The organism is Microbacterium pseudoresistens, assembly GCF_013409745.1.
Lineage (GTDB): Bacteria > Actinomycetota > Actinomycetes > Actinomycetales > Microbacteriaceae > Microbacterium > Microbacterium pseudoresistens.
The window spans coordinates 701775-722985 of record NZ_JACCBH010000001.1 but is presented as its reverse complement, the minus strand read 5'-3'; the positions used below and the strand labels follow the sequence as shown (position 1 = coordinate 722985).

Here is a 21211-nt window from a genome sequence, read left to right as displayed (position 1 = left end):
CCATTCTCATCTGTTCATGCCCGTCGTTCGGGGCGCATTCTCTCACTCGGGGCGACATTCCGCCGCCCCAAACGCGAGGATGCGCCCCAAACGACGCTCCCGGCCGGGAGCGGGCGGTCAGTCCGTCCCGCGGATCCCGGAGGTCGACTCGATCACGGGCTGCATCTTCTTCGCCAGCGCCTCGAAGAACATCGACAGCGGGAACTCGTCGTCCAGCACCGCATCCGTGTAGCCCTTGGGGGCCCCGGAGAGGATCTCGTCGGGCAGGCCCCGCGCCCACTGCGAGGCGGGGTGGGGGGTGAGCACGCCGCTGACCAGCTCATAGGCGGCCAGCCAGTGCGCGGTCTTGGGCCGGTCGATCGAGCGCCAGTACAGTTCGTCGATCGCCTCGCCCAGCGCCACGACGGCGTCGGGTACGGCCTCCCAGTCGAAGGCGAGCTGCGTGTCGGTCCAGTGCAGCACCCCGCGCTGGTGCAGCCAGGCGAACAGCAGCTGCCCGCCGAGGCCGTCGTAGTTGCGCACGCGCGTGCCGGTGATGGCGAAGCGGAAGATGCGATCGAAGATCACGGCGTACTGCACGAGGGCCGCGTGCTCGAGCGTCTCGGCTTCGGCATCCGTCAGATCCTCGGTGCGGGCGGAGAGGTTCTTCTGGATCTTCACCGACTCGCGGAAGGCGGTCAGATCGCACCGCAGCTCCTCCAGCGAGTAGAGGAAGAACGGCATCCGCTGCTTGATCATGAACGGATCGAACGGCAGGTCGCCGCGCATGTGGGTGCGGTCGTGGATGATGTCCCACATCACGAACGTCTTCTCGGTGAGCGCCTGGTCGTCGAGCATGCGGGCGGCGTCGGCGGGCAGGTCGAGCTTGGTGATCTCGGATGCCGCGCGCACCACCCGCCGGTAGCGGGCGGCCTCGCGGTCCTGGAAGATCGCGCCCCACGTGAAGGCGGGGATCTCGCGCATCGCCACGGTCTCGGGGAACAGCACCGCCGAGTTCGTGTCGTAGCCGGGGGTGAAGTCGACCAGACGCAGCGACACGAACAGCTTGTTGCCGTAGTCGCCGGCCTCGAGCTCGGCGACGAACTCGGGCCAGATCGCCTGCACGATCAGCGCCTCGACGAGTCGGTCGCTGGATCCGTTCTGCGTGTACATCGGGAACACGACCAGATGCCGGATGCCGTCGACGCGGTGCTGCTGCGGGTGGAACGCGACGAGCGAGTCGAGGAAGTCGGGCACGCCGAAGCCGCCGTCGGCCCAGCGCTGGAAGTCGACGACGGACGCGGCGAGGTACTCGGCGTCGTGCGGGAAGGCGGGGGCGAGGGCGCGGATGCCGGCGACGATCTCGGCGACGCGGATGCGGGCCTGCTCATGCACGGATGCGTCGGAGATCGAGCCGTCTTTCGCCTGCAGCGGCCGCAGTGCGATCGCGGCGTCCTTCAGCATCCGCCACGCGGCGCTGCGCTCGGCGACGGCGGCGTCCTCCACGACCTCGGGTTCGCCGATGATGGCCGGGACGCTCGTGGTCTTGGCGGTGTTGATGGACATCGGAACCTCCGATCAGGAAGGAACGCCGGAAAATTTCCGGCGGTGAATGCTGGTCAACGGTATTCTTCCACGCATGGATGATGCTGTCGACCGTGCGATCGTGACCGAGATCTCCCAGGATGCGAGGGCGACGCTGGCGCAACTCTCGCACGCCGTGGGGCTGTCGACCTCGGCCGTGCAGACGCGGCTGCGCAAGCTCGAGACGCGCGGCGTGATCGCCGGGTACCGGCCCATCCTCGATGCGGAGGCCGTGGGCAAGCCCCTGTCGGCGTTCATCGAGATCACCCCGCTCGATCCGGCACAGCCCGACAACGCCCCCGAGCTGCTCGAGCACCTCACGGCGATCGAGGCGTGCCATTCGATCGCGGGCGACGCCGCCTACATCCTGTTCGTGCGCGTCGCGACGCCCCGCGACCTCGAGCAGCTCGTGCGCGACATCCGCGGCGCGGCCAACGTGAGCACCCGCACGACCGTGGTGCTGCAGACCTTCTACGAGCACCGTCCCGTCGTCCCCGCGGACTGACGGCGCGGCGTCCGCGATACGCTGAGTGCGGGAGGGCGCGGATGTTCCAGGGCGGCACGGCGAACGAGATCGCCGACAGCATCCGTGCGCGGATCGACGCGGGCGCGCTCGTCGAGGGCGACGCCCTGCCGACCGTGCGCGCGCTCGCGGACGAGCTCGGCGTCAACCGCAACACGGTCTCTGCTGCGTACCGCTCGCTGTCGCGGGCCGGTGTCGTCGTCAGCCGCGGCCGCGCCGGAACCGTCGTGGCGGGCCCGATCCGCACCGAGGAGGAGGGGTTCGCGGCCGGCACGGTGCTGCGCGACATCGGCAGCGGCAACCCCGATCCGCAGCTGCTGCCCCTGCCCGTGCTGTCGGAGGTCGACCTGCGCACGCCCGCGCTGTACGGCGATGCGCTCATCGACACCGACCTGCGCGCCTGGGCCACGGCCTGGTTCGCGACGGCGCTGGATCGCCCGTTCGAGCTGACCGTGACCAGCGGCGCCGTGGATGCGCTCGAGCGTCTGCTCGCCGCGGGCCTCGCGCACGGCGACGTCGTGGGCATGGAGGATCCCTGCTTCCTCTCCAGCATCAACGTCGTCAAGCTCGGCGGGTACCGGGCCGTCGGCATCCCGCTCGACGACGAGGGGATGACCGTCGACGGACTCCGCGCCGCGCTGGATGCGGGGGCGCGCGCCATCGTCTGCACCCCGCGCGCGCACAATCCCACGGGCGTCAGCCTCACGGCCGAGCGGGCCGCCGGGCTGCGTGCCGTGCTGGAGACCGTGCCGCACGTGCTCGTGATCGAGGACGACCACTACTCGCTGCTCTCGCGGCGCCCGTATCTGTCGGTGATTCCTGCGGGGCATCCGCGCTGGGCGCTCGTGCGCTCGATGTCGAAGTTCCTCGGCCCCGACCTGCGCCTGGCTCTGCTCGCCAGCGACGCCGACACCGCCGGGCAGCTGCGCGCGCGGTTGTCGGCGGGCACGACGTGGGTCAGCCGCATCCTGCAGCGGGTCGCGGTCGGGATGCTCGATCACCCCGACACCCCCGCCGCGCTGGGGCGGGCCGGGGCGCACTACGCCGCCCGCAACGATCGCCTGCGTGCGCTGCTGCGCGAACGAGGCATCGACGCCACGGGCGATGACGGACTCAACGTGTGGGTGCGGTGCCGGGAGGATGCGCGGGATGTGTCGGCGGCGATGATGCGCCGCGGTTGGCTCGTGCGCACCGGCGGCGCCTTCCACCTCGATGCGGATGACGGCGCCCCCGAATTGCGGCTGACCGCGCACACGCTCGACGATGGCGAACTGGTTGTGCTTGCCGACGACCTGCGCGCCGCGATCGATGACGCCCGGCGGTGAGCGGGGGAACGGCGCATAGCGTTCCGGAATAGGATTCGCGGGTGGCCACCTCGCAGCGACCGAAGCCGAAGACGTACTCCCGCTCCGGAAACCCCGCCAAGCGTCCGGTCGTCGAGCAGGCGCCGGTCACCGTCGGCGACTGGATCGGCGCGTCGCGCCCGCGCACGCTGCCCCTGGCGATCGCCCCGGTGCTCATCGGCACCGGCGCCGCACGGCTGAGCGATCCGGAGTTCCACTGGGTCATCGCCCTCGCCTGCCTGGCCGTCGCGGTCCTGCTGCAGATCGGCGTGAACTTCACCAACGACTACAGCGACGGCGTTCGCGGCACGGATGCGCACCGCATCGGGCCGGCCCGTCTCACCGCATCCGGGCGAGTGCGTCAGAAGACGGTGCTCGTCGTCGGGCTGGTGTTCTTCGGGCTCGCCGCGATCGTGGGGCTGGCGATCGTCATCCGCACGCAGCAATGGTGGATGATCGCCGTGGGCGCCGTGTGCATCGTCGCCGCCTGGTTCTACACCGGCGGCAAGAAGCCGTACGGATACCGGGGGCTGGGCGAGGTGTTCGTCTTCGTCTTCTTCGGGCTCGTGGCGACCCTCGGCACGACCTGGGTGCAGGCGTTCGACCTGTCGCAGGAGGCGTGGGTCGGAGCGGTGTCGGCGGGCCTGTTCGCCTGCGCGGTGCTGCTGGCCAACAACCTGCGCGACATCGATCAGGACCGCGCGGCGGGCAAGCGCACGCTCACGGTGCTCATCGGTCGTCGCGCCACGCAGGTCGTGTACACGGTGTTCGTGATCGTGCCATTCGTCGCCGCGGCGCTGCTGGCGCTGTTCTACCCCGTCGCATGGATGGCGATGCTCGCGCTGCTGGCGGCGATCCCGGCGATCGTGATCGTGTGGGCGTACCGCGCGCCGCGCGAGCTCGTGACCGCCCTCGCGCTCACCTCGCTGGCCGCGCTGCTGTACGCCGGCGCGCTGTTCTGGGCTTTCACCTGGTAGCGCCTTCGCCCGGCATCCGCTTCGCTACAGTCCCGCGCCCACGAGCGCCTCGCCGAGCGGGGTGCGCAGATGCATCATCCGCGCCCCTTCGCGGGTGCTGGTGGTCAGCCCGGCCCTGCGCAGCACGGCCAGGTGGTGGGAGGCGGTGGAGATCGCGATGCCGGCCTCGCCGGCCACCTGCGAAGTCGTGCGGGCGACATGCGCGGTGAGCAGGATGCCCGCGCGCACCGGTCCGATCAGCCCGCTCAGCGCCTCGGCGAGGTCGGCCGCATCCCTCGCCCACCCCGCCGTCACGCCCCGCGCCGGGTAGAACAGCGTCGGCTGGGCGGGCGGCTCGGTGAGCACCATGCAACCCCATGACGACATCACCGAGGGCACGAGCACGAGCCCCGATCCGAGGCAGTCGACCTCTTCGCTGTGCAGGCGCATCCGCACGCGCACGGCATCGTCGCCCCAGCCGACGTCCGGATGGATGCCGGCGGCCATCGCGGCCAGACCCGCCGTGGTGACCGTGCGGGCGCGCACGGCGATGTCGGCGCGCAGCATCCGCTCCAACTGCGGCCAGGCGGGGGCGAGCACGGCATCCCACACCCGCTCCCACGCCTCGGCGATGAGAGCGCGGGCCCGGGCGGGGTCGGCGAGCATGCGCCGCAGGGCGTCACGGCGTTCGCCGGTGGAGCGGTCGATCATCTTCGCCAGATCCACGCGCATCCCGGGCAGGGGCGCTTCGCGCAGCGCCGCGAGCTCCTGCTCGGGGGTGATGTCCCAGCGCGGGGCGGCGGTGAGGAGGTCGGGCAGATAGCCGTCGGCGCCGATCACCTGGGCGAGCAGGCCGAACGCGTCGCGCGGCAGCCGGGTGCGCACCTGCTTCAGCCAGCCCCACTGCAGCGGATGCTGTTCGGGTCGCAGGAGGGCACGCACGCCGTGGGCGAGCTCGTGACCGGGCGAGATGCCGAAGCGCACGGCCTGGATGTCGCCGGGGCTGAGCCGGAACTCGACTCGGTGTTCGCCGGAGGGCCGCGCGATGTTTCGATCCACATCGAAACTATAGGGGAGTGCGAGGCGCCTGGCGAGAGTGGAGGAGCACCGCACGAGAAGAGGCAGGATCATGAACGACACCCGCAGCGACGACGCCGTCGTCGCTCAGAACGTCCCCCAGATCGTCCACCCCCGGATCGTCCGCCCCGAGAGCATCCGTATCGGCACCGGCCGCAGCCGCCGTTTCGAGGGCGCAGAGCACGGCGCCGGGGTGTCGTACTTCTTCGTCGAGAACGCGCCCGGCACCGGGCCGGGGCTGCACTGGCACCCGTATCCGGAGACATGGGTGGTGCTGGAGGGCGAGGCGGAGTTCACCGTCGGGGACGAGAGGATCCGCGGTGGCGCCGGCGACACGGTCACCGGACCCGCGCGCATCCCGCACCGCTTCGAGAACGTCGGCGAGGGCGTGCTGCGGCTCATCGGCATCCACGCCTCGCCGACCATCATCCAGACCTTCCTCGACTGAGTATCGTCCGTCGAACCCGGCACGATCACCGAACGTCCCATAGAACAGGAGCACGATGTCCTTCCAGGCCTACCTCGACACCGTCGAGACCAAGACCGGGCTCACGCCGCGCCAGCTCATCGACCTCGCCGGCGAGAAGGGATTCGGCACCGGCACCAAGGCCGGTCCCATCCTCGACTGGCTCAAGACCGACTACGACCTGGGCCGCGGGCACGGCATGGCCATCGTGCACGTGATCACCAAGGGTGCGAAGATCGACGCGAAGCACGTCGGCTCGGGCGGGACGCACAGCGATGCGAGCGACGAGCTGTGGCTCGACGGCAAGGCGACGAATCCGCTGTCGAGCTGAACTCGAAACGAAAGTGGGTCCGCAATGAGCGTCCGCGCCGACCTGAACATCTCCCTCGACGGTTACGCCTCGGGGGTAGACCCGACGCCCGAGAACCCGATGGGCGCCGACTGGGACCGCCTCGTGGCGGCCTATGCGGCCACGCGCACCTTTCGCGAACGGGTGCTCGGAGAACGCAGCGGCGAGGGCACGACGGGCGTCGACGACGCCTACGCGCACGACTACTTCGAAGGCATCGGTGCCGAGATCATGGGCGCCGGGATGTTCGGGTTCCACACCTACCCCGATGATCCCGATTGGCACGGCTGGTGGGGTGACGACCCGCCCTTCCACTATCCGGTCTTCGTGCTCACCCACACCCCTCGCCCGACCTTGGAGATGGCCGGAGGGACGAGCTTCCACTTCCTCGACGCGTCGCCGCGTGATGCGCTCGCCCGTGCGCAGGACGCCGCGGGAGGGAAGGACGTACGCGTCGGCGGAGGCGTGCGCACCGTGCGCGCCTTTCTCGCCGAGGGGCTGATCGATCATCTTCATGTCGCCGTCGCACCGATCATCATCGGCGGTGGGGTCAGTCTCTGGAGTGAGCTCCGCGGGCTGGAATCCGGCTGCACTGTGTCGTCGGAGGTCGCTGAGAGCGGCACCATCCACGTGACGTTCCGTCGCGACTGAACTCGCGGCGGACGTCAGCGCTCTGCGGCCTCGTCCTCGACGTCCTCGTCGCTGGGGGCGGTCTTCGGCTGCCCCTCGCGGCGCGCGTAGAGGTCGCGCGAGACGTCGGACAGCGGGGCGCGCAGGAACAGCAGCGAGATGCTCATGCCGATGATGGCGGCGAACAGGGCTGCCAGCCACCAGAACTCCCGGAAGATCGGGAAGAAGACCCACAGGATCGCCATCGGCACGAGGAAGGCGAGCAGCCGGAGCACCGAGTAGACGAGGAGGGGCGGGAACTTCACGCCGCAAGTCTAGGTCGGCAGTTGAGGCGTCGGCTGGGAGGCCGGACCGAGACGCCCGCGGCCCGCTTAGACTGGGCACGTGGCGCGATTTCTTGTGATCGGCGGCTTCGTGGCCGCGATCTTCTGGATCTACAGCATCGTCGACTGCGCTGTGCAGCCGGCGACGCGTCACCGCGGCGTGTCCAAGGGTGCGTGGATCGCGATCGTCGTGCTCATCCCCGTCATCGGCGGCCTCCTCTGGTTCGTCCTCGGCAGGCGGCGCCCCGGCGAGACGGGCGGTGACCTCTTCATCCCGCTCGACGACGACCCCGCGCACCTGCGCCGGATCAGCGAGGCCGAGCAGGAGCGCCGCATCCAGCAGCTCGAGGCGGAGCTGTCGCGCCTCGACGACCCGCGCGACGGCGACGCCACGGGCGCGGGCGAGCGTCCGTGACGACTCCTCCGACGTCGTCGGCGTCCGACGAGGCCCCTGCGACGACCGCGGCCTTCGCGCTGCTCGGCGCGCTGATCTCGCACGGGGTGCGCGATGTGGTGCTCTCACCCGGGTCACGCTCGCAGGCGCTGGCCCTGGCCGCCGCCGCGCTCGCCGAGGGCGACGATGCGCCGTTGCGCGTGCACGTGCGCATCGACGAGCGCGTGGCGGCGTTCACGGCGCTCGGGATCGGCCGCGAGACGGGGCTGCCCGCGGCGGTCGTGTGCACGTCGGGCACGGCGGCGGCCGGATTCCTGCCCGCCGCGATGGAGGCGTTCCACGCCGGCGCGCCGCTGCTGATGCTCACGGCCGATCGCCCTCCCGAGCTGCGCGGCGTCGGGGCGAACCAGGCGAGTATCCAGCCCGGCATGTTCTCCGCGTGGGTGCGGTACGAGACCGATGCCCCTGTGCCGGGCGACGCGGATGCCGAGGTGTTCGCCTCTCTCGGCGCGGACGCCGTGGCCGCCGCCGTCGGTGCGACCGGCCGAGGCGTGCCCGGCGTGGCAGGTCCGGTGCATCTGAACCTGCCGTTCCGCAATCCGCTGTCGAGCGCGGGCGGTTGGCGCGTCGTGACGCCGGGGGCGGCGCCGGCACGGGCATCCGTCGCGGTGCACGAGGTTCCTCGCGGCCCGCGCACGATCGTCGTCGCGGGGGCGGACGCGGGTTCGGATGCGGAAGAGCTCGCGCACGCCGCAGGCTGGCCGCTCATCGCCGAGATCGTGAGCGGAGCGCGCTTCGGGCGTCGGCTCGTGCACGGCTACCGTGCCCATCTGCGGGATGCGGGGCTGGGCGGGCGCATCGAGCGCGTCGTCGTGTTCGGGCATCCCACTCTCAGCCGCGAAGTGGCCGCGTTGCTCGCCCGGCCCGGCGTCGAGGTGATCGCCGTGCGCCGAGGGGGCGAACCGCTCGACCTCGGCGGCGCCGCGGTGCACGTCGATGCCGTGCGGGCCCTCGACGGCGGCGATCCGGAAGCGGAGCGCGCCTGGCTCGGCGAGTGGATGCGGGCGTCGGCGGCATCCGTCATCGACCTCGACGCGCCCGCCCCCGATGCGCACGGGCTCAGCTCGACGGATGCGGCCGAACGGCGCGAGGCCGTGCGCGTGGAACTCGACGCTGTGCGGCGACCTCTGGATCGCGCGTTGCTCGTCGACGCGGTGTGGCGGGCGAGCTGGCCGCACGACCGGCTCGTGTTCGGCTCGTCACGGCTCGTGCGGGTGGCCGATGCCGTGCTCGGCGGCAAGCGCGTTCCTGTGCACGCCAACCGGGGTCTCGCCGGCATCGATGGCACGATCGCGACGGCGACGGGCGTCGCGATCGCGGCCCAGGCATCCGGCGCCCCCGGCGTCACCCGCGTGCTGCTCGGCGACCTCGCGATGCTGCACGACGTCGGTGCGCTGCTGCTGCCAGGAGACGAGCCGGCGCCGCGGCTGCAGGTGATCGTGGGCAACGACGGCGGCGGCACGATCTTCGACGACCTCGAAGTCGCCGGATCCGCGCCCGCGGCGGCGTTGGATCGCGCCTTCTACACGCCGCATGCCGTGCAGGTGAGTGCGCTCGCCGAGGCGTACGGATGGGAGTTCCGCCGGGTCGAGACGCGGCCTGCGCTGGATCAGGTGCTCACCGCGGCCGTCGAGGGCCCGCAGCTGATCGAGGTGCCGCTGCCTCGCTGAGGTTACACTTCTCGTCGCATCCTCGTGCCCGACGTGGCAGGACACGCGGCATCCGAGCGCCCGGAGCGGCACCACCTGTCACCTCGGGAACAAGGGGCAGGTGCATGCAGCGACAGGTATCGGCCTGGCAGGATGTGGCCATGGCAAAGAAGCGAGGGAACGCCGAGGTCGCCGATCTGCTGCGCGTCGGGCCGGGTTTCCGGTTCGACGATGTGGATCCGGATGCGACGCCGGGCTACGACGGCGACAAGAACGACGGCGAGAAGGATCTCGCCGCGGGACTGGAGAAGCTGAGCGAGCTGCAGGAGCGGCTGTTCGCCGAAGCCGCCGTCGGTGAGGCGCGCGAGGCCGTGCTGCTCGTGCTGCAGGCGATGGACTCGGCAGGCAAGGGCGGCATTGTGCGGCACGTCGTGGGGGGTGTCGACCCGCAGGGGGTCGAGCTCGCCGCGTTCAAGGCGCCGACGAAGGAGGAGCTCGCGCACGACTTCCTCTGGCGCATCGAGAAGCGTCTGCCGCAGTCGGGCTTCATCGGCGTCTTCGACCGTTCGCACTACGAGGATGTGCTCATCGGGCGGGTGCGCGAGCTCGCCCCGGCCGAGGAGATCGAGCGCCGCTACGGGGCCATCGTCGACTTCGAGGAGCGCGCCGCGGCCTCGGGCATCCGAATCGTGAAGGTCATGCTGCACATCTCGCGCGACGAGCAGAAGCAGCGGCTCATGGAGCGGCTCGAACGGCCGGACAAGCACTGGAAGTACAACCCCGGCGACGTCGACGAGCGCCTGCTCTGGGACGACTACATGGCCGCGTACGAGACCGTGTTCGAGCGCACGTCGACGGATGCCGCGCCCTGGTACGTCGTGCCGGCGAACCGCAAGTGGTACGCGCGCCTCGCCGTGCAGGAGCTGCTGCTCGGGGCGCTGCAGGGCATCGACCCGCAGTGGCCCGGCGCCGACTACGACATCGAGGTCGAGAAGAAGCGGCTCTCCGCCAGCTGAACGACCCTCGCTGATCACCACGAGAGTCCTGGAACCAGACGCGGTTCCAGGACTCTCGGCGTGCTCGTGGCGAGCGGATGACGGATGCGCTCAGCGCGCGCCGACGACCTCCGGCTCGCCCGAGGCATCCGTATCCGCATCGGTGTCGGGTAGGGCCGCTGCAGCATCCGTGTCGACAGCCGTCTCGGCATCCGGCGTGGTGTCGTCGTCGTCCTCATCGGCGAACGGCAGACCGTTGCGCGGCGCGTTGTAGAGCGTCTCGTCGAGGATGCCCTCGCGCTTGGCGACGATCGTCGGCACGAGCGCCTGGCCCGCGACGTTCAGCGCGGTGCGACCCATGTCGAGGATGGGGTCGATCGCGAGCAGAAGGCCGACGCCCTCCAGCGGCAGGCCCAGCGTCGACAGCGTGAGGGTGAGCATCACGACAGCGCCGGTCGTGCCCGCCGTGGCGGCCGAGCCGACCACCGAGACGATCACGATGAGGAAGTACTGCACGATGTTCAGCTCGATGCCGAAGAACTGGGCCACGAAGATCGCAGCGATGGCCGGATAGATCGCGGCGCATCCGTCCATCTTGGTCGTGGCGCCCAGCGGCACGGCGAACGAGGCGTAGCCGCGGGGTACGCCGAGGTTGCGCTCGGTGACGCGCTCGGTCAGCGGCAGCGTGCCGATGGACGAACGGCTCACGAAGCCCAGCTGCACGGCGGGCCACACGCCCGAGAAGTACTGCTTGATCGACAGACCATGCGTCTTCACGAGGATCGGGTATACGACGAAGAGCACCAGGGCGAGGCCGATGTAGACGGCGCCGGCGAACCAGGCGAGTGAGGCCAGCTTGTCGGAGCCGTACTGGATCACGGCCGATCCGATGAGGCCGAACGTGCCCAGCGGAGCAATGCGGATGATCCACCACAGCACGCGCTGGATGACCTTGAGCAGCGACTCGGTGAAGGCGAGGAACGGCTCGGCCTTCTTGCCCGCCTTGAGCGCCGCGATGCCGACGACGGCCGCCACGACGATGACCTGCAGGATGTTGAAGTTGACGCTCGACGATGCCGCTCCCGTCTCGGGGTTCAGTGAGGTGCTGACGCCGAGGCCGAGGAAGTTCTGCGGGATGAGGCCGAGGAGGAAGTTCCACCACGAGCCCACCGTGTAGGGCGCACCGGTCTCGAGCCCGTCGCCTGCGCGGTTGCCTGGTTGGAGCACCAGGCCCAGGACGATGCCGATGGTCACGGCGATGAACGCGGTGATCGCGAACCACAGCAGGGTCTGGCCTGCCAGGCGTGCGGCGTTCTGCACGCGGCGCAGGTTCGAGATGCTCGCCACGATCGCGGTGAAGATGAGCGGCACGACGGCGGCGCGCAGGATCGTCACGTACGAGCTGCCGATGGTCTTCAGCGTGTCGGAGAGGACGGTCGGGTTGTCCTTGCTCGCCCCCAGCTGCACGCCCAGCAGTCCCACGGCGATGCCGAGGATGAGGGCGGCGATGATCTGGAAGCCGAACGACGTCAGCAGCTTGCGGACGGGGCCGCGGGTGTCGGGCGCCTTCGTGGGACGCGCAGCGGTGGTACTCATGGGACTCCTGATCCTGGGGCGCCGGGTGCGCCGAGGAATCCAACGTTAGGTCTGCCTGTGTATTCCCTGGGCGGTTATGACGAAGCGTGACACGGGGGGCGGGGCGCAACGTCAGCCATCGCCATCGAGGACGTTGTACAACGCGTCTTTGTCATTGATGTCCACGACCGCTCCGAGAGTCTTCGGCGTGAACGTTGGGCGCGCCCGTTGCTGGGAGCTGTGAGGCCGCAGGGCGTCGAGGAGCTCGATGAGCCGATCCAGGCTCGCGTCATCGAGGGGCAGCTCCAGTTCGGTGATCGTCAGCCACCGCGAATGATGGATCCGGCGAGGGCGGACGCCGATGCTGATCCGGTCGTACAGCACGTGCTCGTTCCCCGACGCGGGATCCTGATCGAAGGACTGCAGCATCACGCGGACGGTGACGCCGTCGTGGCGCACGCCATCGATCCATGACCAGTTGCGCAGATCGTGTGGCGGATCGAGCTCGTGACCGCTCGTGTACGTGATCGCGCCGTGTCCTCCCCGCGCAGGCACGCGGTAGCCCGAGGCCGCCATCCGCGCGACGATCCGTTGCCGCTCCCGCCGTCGTGCCTCGCGGTAGGCGTCCCGCGCCGCGAAGAACGCCGTTGTCGTGGTGGTCCCCTGGATCGTCATTCGGGGAGCCTAAGCGGTGGCACGGACATTGCCGCGCCTCCTGTGGAGTCAGCCGCGGCGACGGGCGTCGGAGGCGGCGACGGGGAACATCTCCAGCTCTAAGCCCGCAAGCAAGGTTCCCGGGTCGGTGCCGACGGCATCCGCGATGCGCACGAGCGTGAAGAGATTGGGCAGCGCCCGCCCGCTCTCGTAGGCGCGGATGTTTGACGAGTCGATGCCCGAGACGTGCGCGAGTCCGTCTTGTGTGAGCGTCGCCGCTTCACGCGCCTGCCGGATCCTTCCGCCGATATGGGCTGCGGCGGGGGACGGGACTCGAGGCACCCACCCAGCGTCGGGAATGTCGACGACTTGTGCCAGGGTTAACGCACCCGGATACTAATACCTCCCGGAGTGATTGACCGGGAGGTGGGTGCGGTGGTCGACGAAGAACTCGATGCGCTCCTTACTCAGTTCCGCGGACTCGCGGACAGCAAACGCATGGCGGGCAACTATCTCGAGCAGCTTGCGCGCCACTACTTGACCGTCGAACCGCTCTGGGCCGATCAACTCGGAGCGGTATGGCTCTGGCGGGATTGGCCGGGTCGTGACGGACGCCCCGACACCGGCATCGATCTGGTCGCCGAGGTGCGCGGCGGTGGGCTGCTCGCCGTCCAGGTGAAGTTCTTCCGCGAAGAGCATCGGATGCAGAAGGGCGACCTCGACTCCTTCTTCGAAGCGCTCGGTCGCGAGCCGTTCACCGAGGGCTTGGTGATCGACACCACGACCGTGCCGTGGTCGGCGAACGCCATAGAAGCGCTCAAAAACCGCTCGAAGCCGGTGCGCCGAATCTCGCTGGATGAGTTGCGGCACAGCGCGATCGACTGGTCGACGTACGAACTGCTCAAGCCAGAGGTCGCGCCAGAACGCCACCCGGTGAAAACGTTGCGTTCTCACCAGCACGAAGCTGTGCGCGCCGTGCTCGACGGACTCGTTCCGAACTCTCCGCAGAACCGCGGCAAGCTCATCATGGCCTGCGGCACGGGCAAGACGTTCACTGCGCTCAAGCTCGCGGAGCGATGGGTGATCGAGCGCACCGGTGGCGCGGCATCGGTGCTGTTCATGGTGCCCTCGCTGGCACTGCTGCAGCAGTCGTTGGAGGAGTGGTCGCGCGAGCGAGACCCGGAACTCGGTTTCCGTGCGTTCGCGGTCGGCTCTGACACGAACATCGGGCGCCGCAAGAACGATGACCTCACGAGCGTCATGCTCGAAGACCTCGGGGCCCCGGCGACGACCGACGGCAAGAAGCTCGCGGCGCTCCTCGGCGACGTCGATGAGGAGCACGAGGGACTGACCGTCGTGTTCTCGACGTATCAGTCGATCGACGCCGTGGCCGAGGCGCAGAAGATCCGCGGCGACACGTTCGACCTCGTCATCTGCGATGAGGCGCACCGTACGACCGGGGTGACGCTCGCCGGAGACGACGAGTCGCACTTCGTCAAGGTGCATGACGACGCCGTCATCCCGGCCGCCGCCCGGGTGTACATGACGGCGACACCACGGATCTTCGCACCCGAGGTGAAGAACGCGGCCTCACAGCGTTCGGCAGAGCTGGTCTCGATGGACGACGAGGACCTCTACGGCCCGGTCCTGTATCGGATCGGGTTCGACGAGGCCGTTCGCAAGGGCCTGCTCACCGACTACAAGGTCGTCGTGCTCGGCATCAGCGAGGACGAGATCGTCGAATCGCTTCAGCAGGAGCTCGCGCACGAGGGTCGCGAACTCGCCGTCACCGACGTCGCGAAGCTCATCGGATGCTGGAACGCCCTGGCCAAGCGCAACGCGGGATCGATCGCCGAGGGGTTCGGAGCGGACGCCGCGCCGATGCGGCGAGCCGTCGCCTTTGCGAAGGACATCAAGACATCGGAGGGAGTCGCGAGCGACTTCACGGCACTCGTCGAGGGACACCTCTCGAACATCGAGAACGACGACGACACCGACGATCTGACCGTCGAAGCCGAGCACGTCGACGGCACGATGAACGCCACGCAGCGCGGCGAGCTGCTCGACTGGCTGAAGGCGGCACCTGAGCAAGACCAGTTCGGTCGTCCGGTCGCCCGCGTGCTCACGAACGCCCGTTGCCTGAGCGAGGGCGTCGACGTGCCGAGCCTCGATGCGGTGCTTTTTCTCAGCCCGCGCAAGAGCCAGGTCGATGTGGTGCAGGCCGTCGGCCGGGTGATGCGCCGAGCTGAGGGCAAGCGGCTCGGATACATCGTGCTGCCTATCGCGATCCCCGCCGGCGTCTCGCCCGAGGAGGCGCTGAACGACAACGAGCGCTACAAGGTCGTCTGGCAGGTGCTGCAGGCGCTGCGCGCCCACGACGAGCGTCTCGATACCGCGATCAACCAGGCGGCGTACACGGGCAAGCTGCCGAGCAGGTGCTGATCGAGCGGGTCAGCCTCACTTCCCCGAAGAAACGGGAGCCCTCGGCCTTCGACGCTCCTTCAGACCGCTCTCGGGATGACGCGGGCGAGGGGAACGGGGCGAGCCAGGGCGCCCCGCACTTCGCCTCGACGCTCCCCGGGCTCACTTCGACGGCTGAGGCATGGAAGGACTCCGTCTACGCGAAGCTCGTCGCCAAGGTCGGCGACCGCATGTACTGGGACGACTGGGCCAGCGACATCGGTGAGATCGCCCAGCGCTTCATCGCGCTGATCACTGCTCACGTCGACGCGCCGGAGAACGACCGCGCGCCGTTCGAGTCGTTCGTCAAGGCGCTGCGGGCGACGGTCAATCCGGATGTCTCGGAGTCCGAGGCGGTCGAGTTGCTCGCGCAGCATCTCATCACCAAGCCGGTCTTCGAGGCGATGTTCCCGGATGGCTCGTTCACGCAGGACAATCCGGTCTCCCTGGCGATGGAGAAGGTGCTCGCAACCTTCGATGAGAACGCGGCCTTCGCGCGTGAGCGGGAGCCACTCGACGCGTTCTACGCCAAGATCACCGAGAAGATCCGCGGGCTCGAGAGCGTCCGGGCGAAGCAGCAGATGCTCGTCACGCTCTACGACAAGTTCTTCTCGAAGGCGTTCCCGTTGCTGGCCGACCGGATGGGCATCGTCTTCACACCGGTCGAAGTCGTCGACTACATCCTGCGATCGGCGGATGCTGCGCTGCACCAGCACTTCGGCAAACGACTGAGCGATGAGGGCGTGAATATCCTCGAACCGTTCGTGGGGACCGGGACGTTCCTGACCCGGCTCATGCAGATCGGGCTCATCAAACCAGAGGACCTGACGCGCAAGTACAGGCAGGAGCTGTTCGCGAACGAGATCGTGCTGCTCAGTTACTACATCGCGGCGGTCAACATCGAGAGCGTGTACCGGGAACTGTGCGCGGAGAACGGCATCGATCCGGCCGAGGGCGGGTTCCAGGGGATCTCGCTGACCGACACGTTCGCGATGGACGAGCGGGACAGTCAGCTCGCCGGGGGAGTGTTCCCGGAGAACAACGCGCGGCTGGAGAAGCAGCGCGCGACGAAAGTCGACGTGATCCTGATGAATCCGCCGTATCGGGCGGGGCAGTCCAGCGCAAATGACGGGGCGCAGAACGCGAAGTACAAGACCACTGATGCGCGGATCGCGGCGACGTACATGCGCCTCAGCTCAGGGACGCAGAAGTCCAAGCTGTACGACTCCTACTACAGAGCACTCCGATGGGCTACCGATCGACTAGGTGACCAGGGCGTTGTTGCCTTTGTATCGAACTCCGGGTTTGTGGACTCCCCCGTAGCGAACGGCGTCCGACTCAGCTGGGCGCAAGAGTTCAGTGACGTGATTGTTTACAACTTGCGAGGCAACCAGCGCGTCAAGAACTGGCAGGCGGAGGGGGGCAAGGTCTTCGGGGAGGGCTCGCAGACGGGCGTTGCGATCACAGTCCTGGTCAAGGATCCGAACCATCCTGGTGCGGGACGAGTCCACTACGCGGACGTTGGTGACTATCTAACTCGTGAGGAGAAGCTGGATCGACTACGGCTCGACTCGTCAATCGAGTCGACCGAGTTCGAGGCGGTTCAGGCCAACGCTGCGGGGGACTGGATCAACCAGCGAGACGAGCGCTACGTTGCCTTCCAGCCGATCGGTGACAAAGTCTCGAAGGGCCGTGTCGGCACAGTTGGGGTGTTCCAGAACTTCGCGCTTGGCGCATCCACGAACCGTGATGTATGGGTGTGCAATTTCGGCGCCGGGCGGCTGGAGCAGAATGTTGGCGCGATGGTTGATGAGTTCAATCGATTGATCGCCGACGATGCACGTACGCCGGATGCTGCTCGGATCGGCTGGTCGAACAAGCTCACTGCGCGTCGGCGCACAGGCAAACCGATGACGACTCACACCGGCGGCCCACGGCGGATTCAGTTCAGACCGTTCATGCGCCAGCAAGTCTGGTTTGATCCAGGCTTGATCGATGCGCCGGGTATCTCTGCGCGGGTGTCGCCAACTGTGAACCACTCTACGGTGGCCATCGCCATCAACACCGACTCACGAATCAGCACTCCCGCGCTGATGGCGGACGGGCTCGTCAGCCTGCATTTGAACGGAGACTCCCAGGTCTTCCCCCGCTACACCTGGGAACCGGCATCCGCTCCCGATGGCGCGCTGAACCTCGAGGCTCTCGCGGCATCCGACACAGACGAAGTCGTAGACGGCCACCGTCGCGTCGACAACATCACCGACGCGACGCTCGATGCGTACCGCCAGGTCCACGGCGACGTGGTCACGAAAGACGACATCTTCTACGCCATCTACGCGTTGCTGCACCACCCGACCTACCGCGAGACATATGCCGCCGACCTGCAGAAAATGCTCCCGCGCATCCCGCAGGTGAAGGGATTCGCCGAGTATGCGCGCATCGGGCGCGAGCTGGCGGAGCTTCATGTCGACTATGAGTCCGTGGCGCAGCATCCGCTGAATGAAGAGCTCTCGCTCACCGCGCCCGACGATCCCTACGAGCGTTACCGCATCGACAAGCTGTCCTGGATCTCGCGCAAGGATCACACCGGCATCCGGTATAACGAGCACCTCACGATCACCGGCATCCCCGAGAACGAGAGCGAGTACAAGGTCGCAGGGCGCAGCCCGCTCGAGTGGGTGATCGACCGTTATAAGGTGACGACCGACAAGAAGTCGGGCATCGTCAACGATCCGAACGCATGGTTGCGCGAGCAGGAGAATCCGCGCTACGTGGTCGATCTGATCCGCTCGCTTGTCACCGTGAGCCTGGAGACGCAGCGGCTGATCGCGGAGCTTCCTGAGTTCGAGGTGATCGATTCCTGACGTGCGTCAGCGAGCGGGGTGCGCAGGCTCGTATGTCGGCGGGCTCAGGGTTTATCTGTGGATAAAGCTTCGAATTTCGATGGTCTGTGCGAGTATGAAGTATGGCAGATTTCAGCGCAGTCGCATCGCTGATCTCGACCCTGAGCGGTCGGGTCCAGGGCGACGTCTGCGCTGAGGCGGTTCAGTCGGCTGTCGGCGGAATGACGGATGCCGAAGTCGTGGCGGTGCTGTCCGAGGCGGCCGAGGTCAGTCGGCATGTCGAGCAGATCCGGCTCGCCGCAGCCGGAGTCATCGCCGCGCGATCCACTCGGGATGCGGGGCACAACGGCCTCGCCCAGAGCCGCGGACACCGATCCCCGACAGCACTCGTGCAGGAGCTCACGGGAACCACAAAGGCAGAAGCCGCGCGGCAGGTGCGGGTCGGCGTCGAGCTGCTAGATGCAGCGCCGGAGCCCGACAGCACCGCTGAGGGTGGCGAGTCTTCGCTGCCGGCCGAACTCATCCAGACTCCGTGGCACGAGCCGCTGCGACAGGCGTTGCGCGCCGGCGAGATCTCATCGACCGCCTACGACGCGATCCGCCGCGGCCTCGGCGAGCCAGCGACGGCCAACCCGAAGATCGACGCCGATGCCCGGGTCGCGTTCGACGACGAGACGCGCGAGGCGTGGCGGCAGGCCGCCGAACAACTCATCGGGGAGGCTGCCGAGCGCACCGTCGAAGAACTGCGCATCGCCGCGCAGAGCGTGCGCGACATGCTCGACCCCGAAGGGGCAGAGGCCCGATTCCTCGCCCGGTTCGAGAAGAGAAGCTTCCGCACTTACATCGACGACATCGGGATGCGGCGGGCGAGCATCGTGTTCGATGACGAGGGCGCGGCATTCGTCGAGAGCATCCGCGCCGCCGCCCTGCGCCCGCGCCGGGGAGGGCCCCGATTCGTCGATCCCGACGAGAAGTCCCGCGCCGCGGAACTCGTCGACGATCCCCGCACGAACGACCAGCTCTCCTACGACCTGGTGCTCGACGTGATCCGGGCGGGCGTACTGGCCGAACCCGAGCAGGTGTTCGGCACGCGGCAGGCGGGACTGCGGCTCGTGCAGGTCATCGACACCGCTGGCCGGCGCGCACCGGTCGCTCACACCGAAGACGACCTCGTCACCGTGCCCGCCGCGGTCGCGGACCGCCGAGCGTGCGACGCAGGGACCGTGAACGTCACGCTCGACGCATCCGGAAACCCGCTCGACGTCGGCCGTGAGCACCGACTCTTCACGACCCGGCAGCGGATCGCACTCGCCGTTCGCGACGGTGGCTGCCGGTGGAAGGGATGCGACCGCCCCGCGTCCTACTGCGAAGCCCATCACATCGACGAATGGGAACGAGACGGAGGCCGCACCGACATCGACCGCGGTATCCTGCTCTGCCGATACCACCACATGACCCTCCACCACGGCGGATGGCGGATCACCCGAAACGGCACCGACGACTTCATCCTGCACAATGCCGAAAGCGAGCGGACCGTGCTCGTTCCCCGCGCCGCACTCCGTTACGCATGGGGAGACATCGACCCACCCCCGAGACGACTCCGACCCGCCGCGGCCTGAGCTGCGGTGGTGCGTCGATGCGTCCATCAGAGAGCGAACGGGTCGCAGATCTGCACCGTGCCGGCCATGTCGCGGCCGAAGCGAACGCCGGGGCGCGGGCGTGCACACCGTGCGGATGAGACTGGCGGATCGGCGGGGCGTCAGGCGTTGGGCATCCTGTCTCCGCGCCGCTGCGGCTGCGCTCGATGTCCGGAGGCTTGATAGTGCCGCCGGTCAGGTCACGCCGACAAGCGCGCGACGAATCCTCGGATGTCCTCTTGCAGCGCGGTATGAGCACCGGCAAGAGGGGTCTCGGTTTCCACAACGAGCCCAATGCGATCGAGCGTGTCGGTGACGATACGTTCGGCGCGTCGAAGACCCCATGATGCGAACTCTGCGACCAGATCAGATCGAGTGAGCTCGGCATGTCGATACACGCCGTTGATCGCCAGCGCCATGCGCCCATCACCGGGGTGATGCGCATGCGGAACGAGGTCGTAGGCCGGAGCCAGTCGCACCTCGCCGTCGAGCGGATGCAGCAGACTGAGATTCTTCGTATGCAGGTCGAGGTTCCCGATCGCCGCCGCGAGCAGCACCATCTCGGCGAGTCGCTGCAGGTCTGCTCCTGGCGCATGCTGCTGGAGGACTGTCGCGACGCGACGAAGAGTCACGACGCCGCCCAGCTCCTGATATTTCTGATTCCCGCTCGCTCCGAGCGCCTGATTGAAGTCTTCTTGATGGATCCGTTCGCCGTTCGCCCTGTCATAGCGTTCGATCACCAGCGCCGCGCGCCCCGCGAAGCGAGTGATAGCGGTGGAGAAGGCCGTCAGCCCCATCTCCCGGGCCACACGTGATCCATACTCCTCGTCATAGATCACTGTCGCCTTCTCGCCATCCAGCTGCGGCTTGAGGATGTGCGTGGTCGGATGTCCGCCCAATGCCTGCGCCCATCCATCGCGAGTTCGGGCGAGCAGGATCTTCGGCTGCACACCGCCGAGCGACGTGCGACCGAGGTCGGTTGCGTTGCCGAGCGGCGCGCTGATCGGATCATCGAGAAGTGTTCGTATCTCGGCATCCGTCACGGGGCGCAGCGACGGGATGCGCGGCTCAGAGGGGTCATCCAGATCCCAGATCTGCAGAGCACCGGCGACGTCGCGGCCATATCTGCCGAGAAAGGCCGGAACGTCGCCACGCCTGAGGGCGCTCTGGGCCAGGAGGTATTCATACTGATCGCCTTCTGGCAGGATCTCGGCGAACCAGTTGCGTCGGCGTGAGGCATGATCTCGACGAGGCCTGCTGACCAGTGGAATGGCAACGGAAATGACCGTGCTCGCGCTGCCGAATCTCTCGATCGCCTCAGCTCTCGGTGTGAAGTCGTACGTGCGCGGATCTCCTTCGAGGATTCCGACTCGGGTCCCGTACAGCTCAACCGCGAGTCGCATCATCGCCCCCTCGCTGATTCGTCGCTCCCGCTGACTCAGCGTTATCAGCTGACTCTTCGCCATCCGCTGACTCGTCGTCCTCCCACGACGCGGTGATGGTGAGTCCGGTCGCCCGTGCCAACTCGAGCAGCCTTCGCAAGTGGATCGTCGACATGCCATTCTCCACCGCGCTGATGGTGCTCTGTGGCAGGTCGGTCTGCGCCGCGAGCTCGACCTGAGACATGCCGCGGGCGACGCGCGCTTCATACAGCACCGTGCCGATGTCGGCGGGGGAGCGCAGTCGCGCTGTGTGCATCACGGCGAACTCCAAT

Annotated in this window: 20 protein-coding genes; 12 read left to right on the top strand and 8 right to left on the bottom strand. The window is 68.2% G+C overall.

Annotated elements, in window-relative coordinates; genetic code table 11:
- Nucleotides 1–117: 117 nt before the first annotated feature.
- On the bottom strand, nt 118–1545 hold the full coding sequence (locus BKA02_RS03500; protein WP_179431354.1) for a DUF6421 family protein: 1428 nt from the start codon (nt 1543–1545) through the stop codon (nt 118–120).
- 73 nt (nt 1546–1618) lie between these two features.
- Here BKA02_RS03500 and BKA02_RS03495 point away from each other — a divergent pair, with 73 nt between their 5' ends.
- From BKA02_RS03495 to BKA02_RS03485, 3 genes are read left to right on the top strand one after another with little or no spacing between them, the layout of a single operon-like run.
- Nucleotides 1619–2068 carry an Lrp/AsnC family transcriptional regulator gene (locus tag BKA02_RS03495; protein WP_179431352.1) on the top strand — a complete coding sequence of 150 codons (450 nt, stop codon included), beginning with the start codon at nt 1619–1621 and terminating at the stop codon, nt 2066–2068.
- A 41-nt stretch (nt 2069–2109) separates the two neighbouring features.
- Nucleotides 2110–3411, top strand: a complete 1302-nt coding sequence (locus BKA02_RS03490) for an aminotransferase class I/II-fold pyridoxal phosphate-dependent enzyme (RefSeq protein WP_179431350.1) — start codon at nt 2110–2112, stop codon at nt 3409–3411.
- A gap of 41 nt (nt 3412–3452) precedes the next feature.
- Nucleotides 3453–4406, top strand: coding sequence for a 1,4-dihydroxy-2-naphthoate polyprenyltransferase (locus BKA02_RS03485; RefSeq protein ID WP_179431348.1), 954 nt, complete (start codon nt 3453–3455; stop codon nt 4404–4406).
- Between the two features lie 24 nt (nt 4407–4430).
- Here BKA02_RS03485 and BKA02_RS14290 read toward each other — a convergent pair whose 3' ends face one another.
- Entirely contained in the window at nt 4431–5444 is a 1014-nt protein-coding gene (locus BKA02_RS14290) for an ArsR/SmtB family transcription factor (RefSeq protein ID WP_343045331.1), read from the bottom strand.
- A 70-nt stretch (nt 5445–5514) separates the two neighbouring features.
- Between BKA02_RS14290 and BKA02_RS03475 the strand changes: the two genes are divergently transcribed.
- From BKA02_RS03475 to BKA02_RS03465, 3 genes are read left to right on the top strand one after another with little or no spacing between them, the layout of a single operon-like run.
- Nucleotides 5515–5910 carry a cupin domain-containing protein gene (locus BKA02_RS03475; protein WP_179431344.1) on the top strand — a complete coding sequence of 132 codons (396 nt, stop codon included), beginning with the start codon at nt 5515–5517 and terminating at the stop codon, nt 5908–5910.
- A gap of 55 nt (nt 5911–5965) precedes the next feature.
- Nucleotides 5966–6259: a DUF4287 domain-containing protein gene (locus BKA02_RS03470; RefSeq protein ID WP_179431342.1), complete on the top strand. Its 294-nt coding sequence runs from the start codon at nt 5966–5968 to the stop codon at nt 6257–6259.
- Nucleotides 6260–6283: 24 nt separating this feature from the next.
- Complete coding sequence (locus tag BKA02_RS03465; protein WP_179431340.1) at nt 6284–6928, top strand: dihydrofolate reductase family protein; 645 nt, start codon at nt 6284–6286, stop codon at nt 6926–6928.
- A gap of 14 nt (nt 6929–6942) precedes the next feature.
- Here BKA02_RS03465 and BKA02_RS03460 read toward each other — a convergent pair whose 3' ends face one another.
- Nucleotides 6943–7212 (bottom strand): DUF4229 domain-containing protein, encoded by a 270-nt coding sequence (locus BKA02_RS03460; RefSeq protein ID WP_179431338.1) that lies wholly within the window; start codon nt 7210–7212, stop codon nt 6943–6945.
- Between the two features lie 79 nt (nt 7213–7291).
- Here BKA02_RS03460 and BKA02_RS03455 point away from each other — a divergent pair, with 79 nt between their 5' ends.
- The 3 genes from BKA02_RS03455 (at nt 7292) to BKA02_RS03445 (ending at nt 10349) form a co-directional block, all read left to right on the top strand.
- Nucleotides 7292–7645, top strand: a complete 354-nt coding sequence (locus BKA02_RS03455) for a PLDc N-terminal domain-containing protein (protein WP_179431336.1) — start codon at nt 7292–7294, stop codon at nt 7643–7645.
- Nucleotides 7642–9354, top strand: coding sequence for a 2-succinyl-5-enolpyruvyl-6-hydroxy-3-cyclohexene-1-carboxylic-acid synthase (gene menD / locus BKA02_RS03450; RefSeq protein ID WP_179431334.1), 1713 nt, complete (start codon nt 7642–7644; stop codon nt 9352–9354). The genes BKA02_RS03455 and menD overlap by 4 nt, the downstream gene beginning before the upstream one ends.
- A gap of 140 nt (nt 9355–9494) precedes the next feature.
- On the top strand, nt 9495–10349 hold the full coding sequence (locus BKA02_RS03445) for a polyphosphate kinase 2 family protein (protein ID WP_179431332.1): 855 nt from the start codon (nt 9495–9497) through the stop codon (nt 10347–10349).
- Nucleotides 10350–10439: 90 nt separating this feature from the next.
- Here the strand turns inward: BKA02_RS03445 and BKA02_RS03440 are convergent, their stop codons facing one another.
- The 3 genes from BKA02_RS03440 to BKA02_RS03430 form a co-directional block, all read right to left on the bottom strand.
- On the bottom strand, nt 10440–11924 hold the full coding sequence (locus tag BKA02_RS03440; RefSeq protein WP_179431330.1) for a dicarboxylate/amino acid:cation symporter: 1485 nt from the start codon (nt 11922–11924) through the stop codon (nt 10440–10442).
- 111 nt (nt 11925–12035) lie between these two features.
- On the bottom strand, nt 12036–12578 hold the full coding sequence (locus BKA02_RS03435) for a hypothetical protein (RefSeq protein WP_179431328.1): 543 nt from the start codon (nt 12576–12578) through the stop codon (nt 12036–12038).
- Nucleotides 12579–12626: 48 nt separating this feature from the next.
- Nucleotides 12627–12899 carry a helix-turn-helix domain-containing protein gene (locus BKA02_RS03430; protein ID WP_179431326.1) on the bottom strand — a complete coding sequence of 91 codons (273 nt, stop codon included), beginning with the start codon at nt 12897–12899 and terminating at the stop codon, nt 12627–12629.
- A gap of 93 nt (nt 12900–12992) precedes the next feature.
- Here BKA02_RS03430 and BKA02_RS03425 point away from each other — a divergent pair, with 93 nt between their 5' ends.
- The 3 genes from BKA02_RS03425 to BKA02_RS03415 all read left to right on the top strand — a co-directional run bounded on the left by BKA02_RS03425 (nt 12993) and on the right by BKA02_RS03415 (nt 19479).
- The gene (locus BKA02_RS03425) at nt 12993–14999 is read left to right on the top strand and encodes a restriction endonuclease (RefSeq protein ID WP_179431324.1); all 2007 of its coding nucleotides are present in this window, start codon (nt 12993–12995) and stop codon (nt 14997–14999) included.
- A gap of 209 nt (nt 15000–15208) precedes the next feature.
- Nucleotides 15209–17881 (top strand): type ISP restriction/modification enzyme, encoded by a 2673-nt coding sequence (locus BKA02_RS03420; protein ID WP_425487512.1) that lies wholly within the window; start codon nt 15209–15211, stop codon nt 17879–17881.
- Nucleotides 17882–18081: 200 nt separating this feature from the next.
- A complete protein-coding gene (locus tag BKA02_RS03415) occupies nt 18082–19479 on the top strand; it encodes an HNH endonuclease signature motif containing protein (RefSeq protein ID WP_246285965.1) in 1398 nt (465 codons plus the stop codon).
- Nucleotides 19480–19697: 218 nt separating this feature from the next.
- On the opposite strand, the gene BKA02_RS03410 is transcribed toward BKA02_RS03415, so the two are convergent.
- The gene (locus BKA02_RS03410; protein ID WP_246285964.1) at nt 19698–20963 is read right to left on the bottom strand and encodes a type II toxin-antitoxin system HipA family toxin; all 1266 of its coding nucleotides are present in this window, start codon (nt 20961–20963) and stop codon (nt 19698–19700) included.
- Entirely contained in the window at nt 20884–21195 is a 312-nt protein-coding gene (locus BKA02_RS03405) for a helix-turn-helix domain-containing protein (protein WP_179435165.1), read from the bottom strand. Before BKA02_RS03405 ends, BKA02_RS03410 begins: the two co-directional genes overlap by 80 nt.
- Nucleotides 21196–21211: the final 16 nt, after the last annotated feature.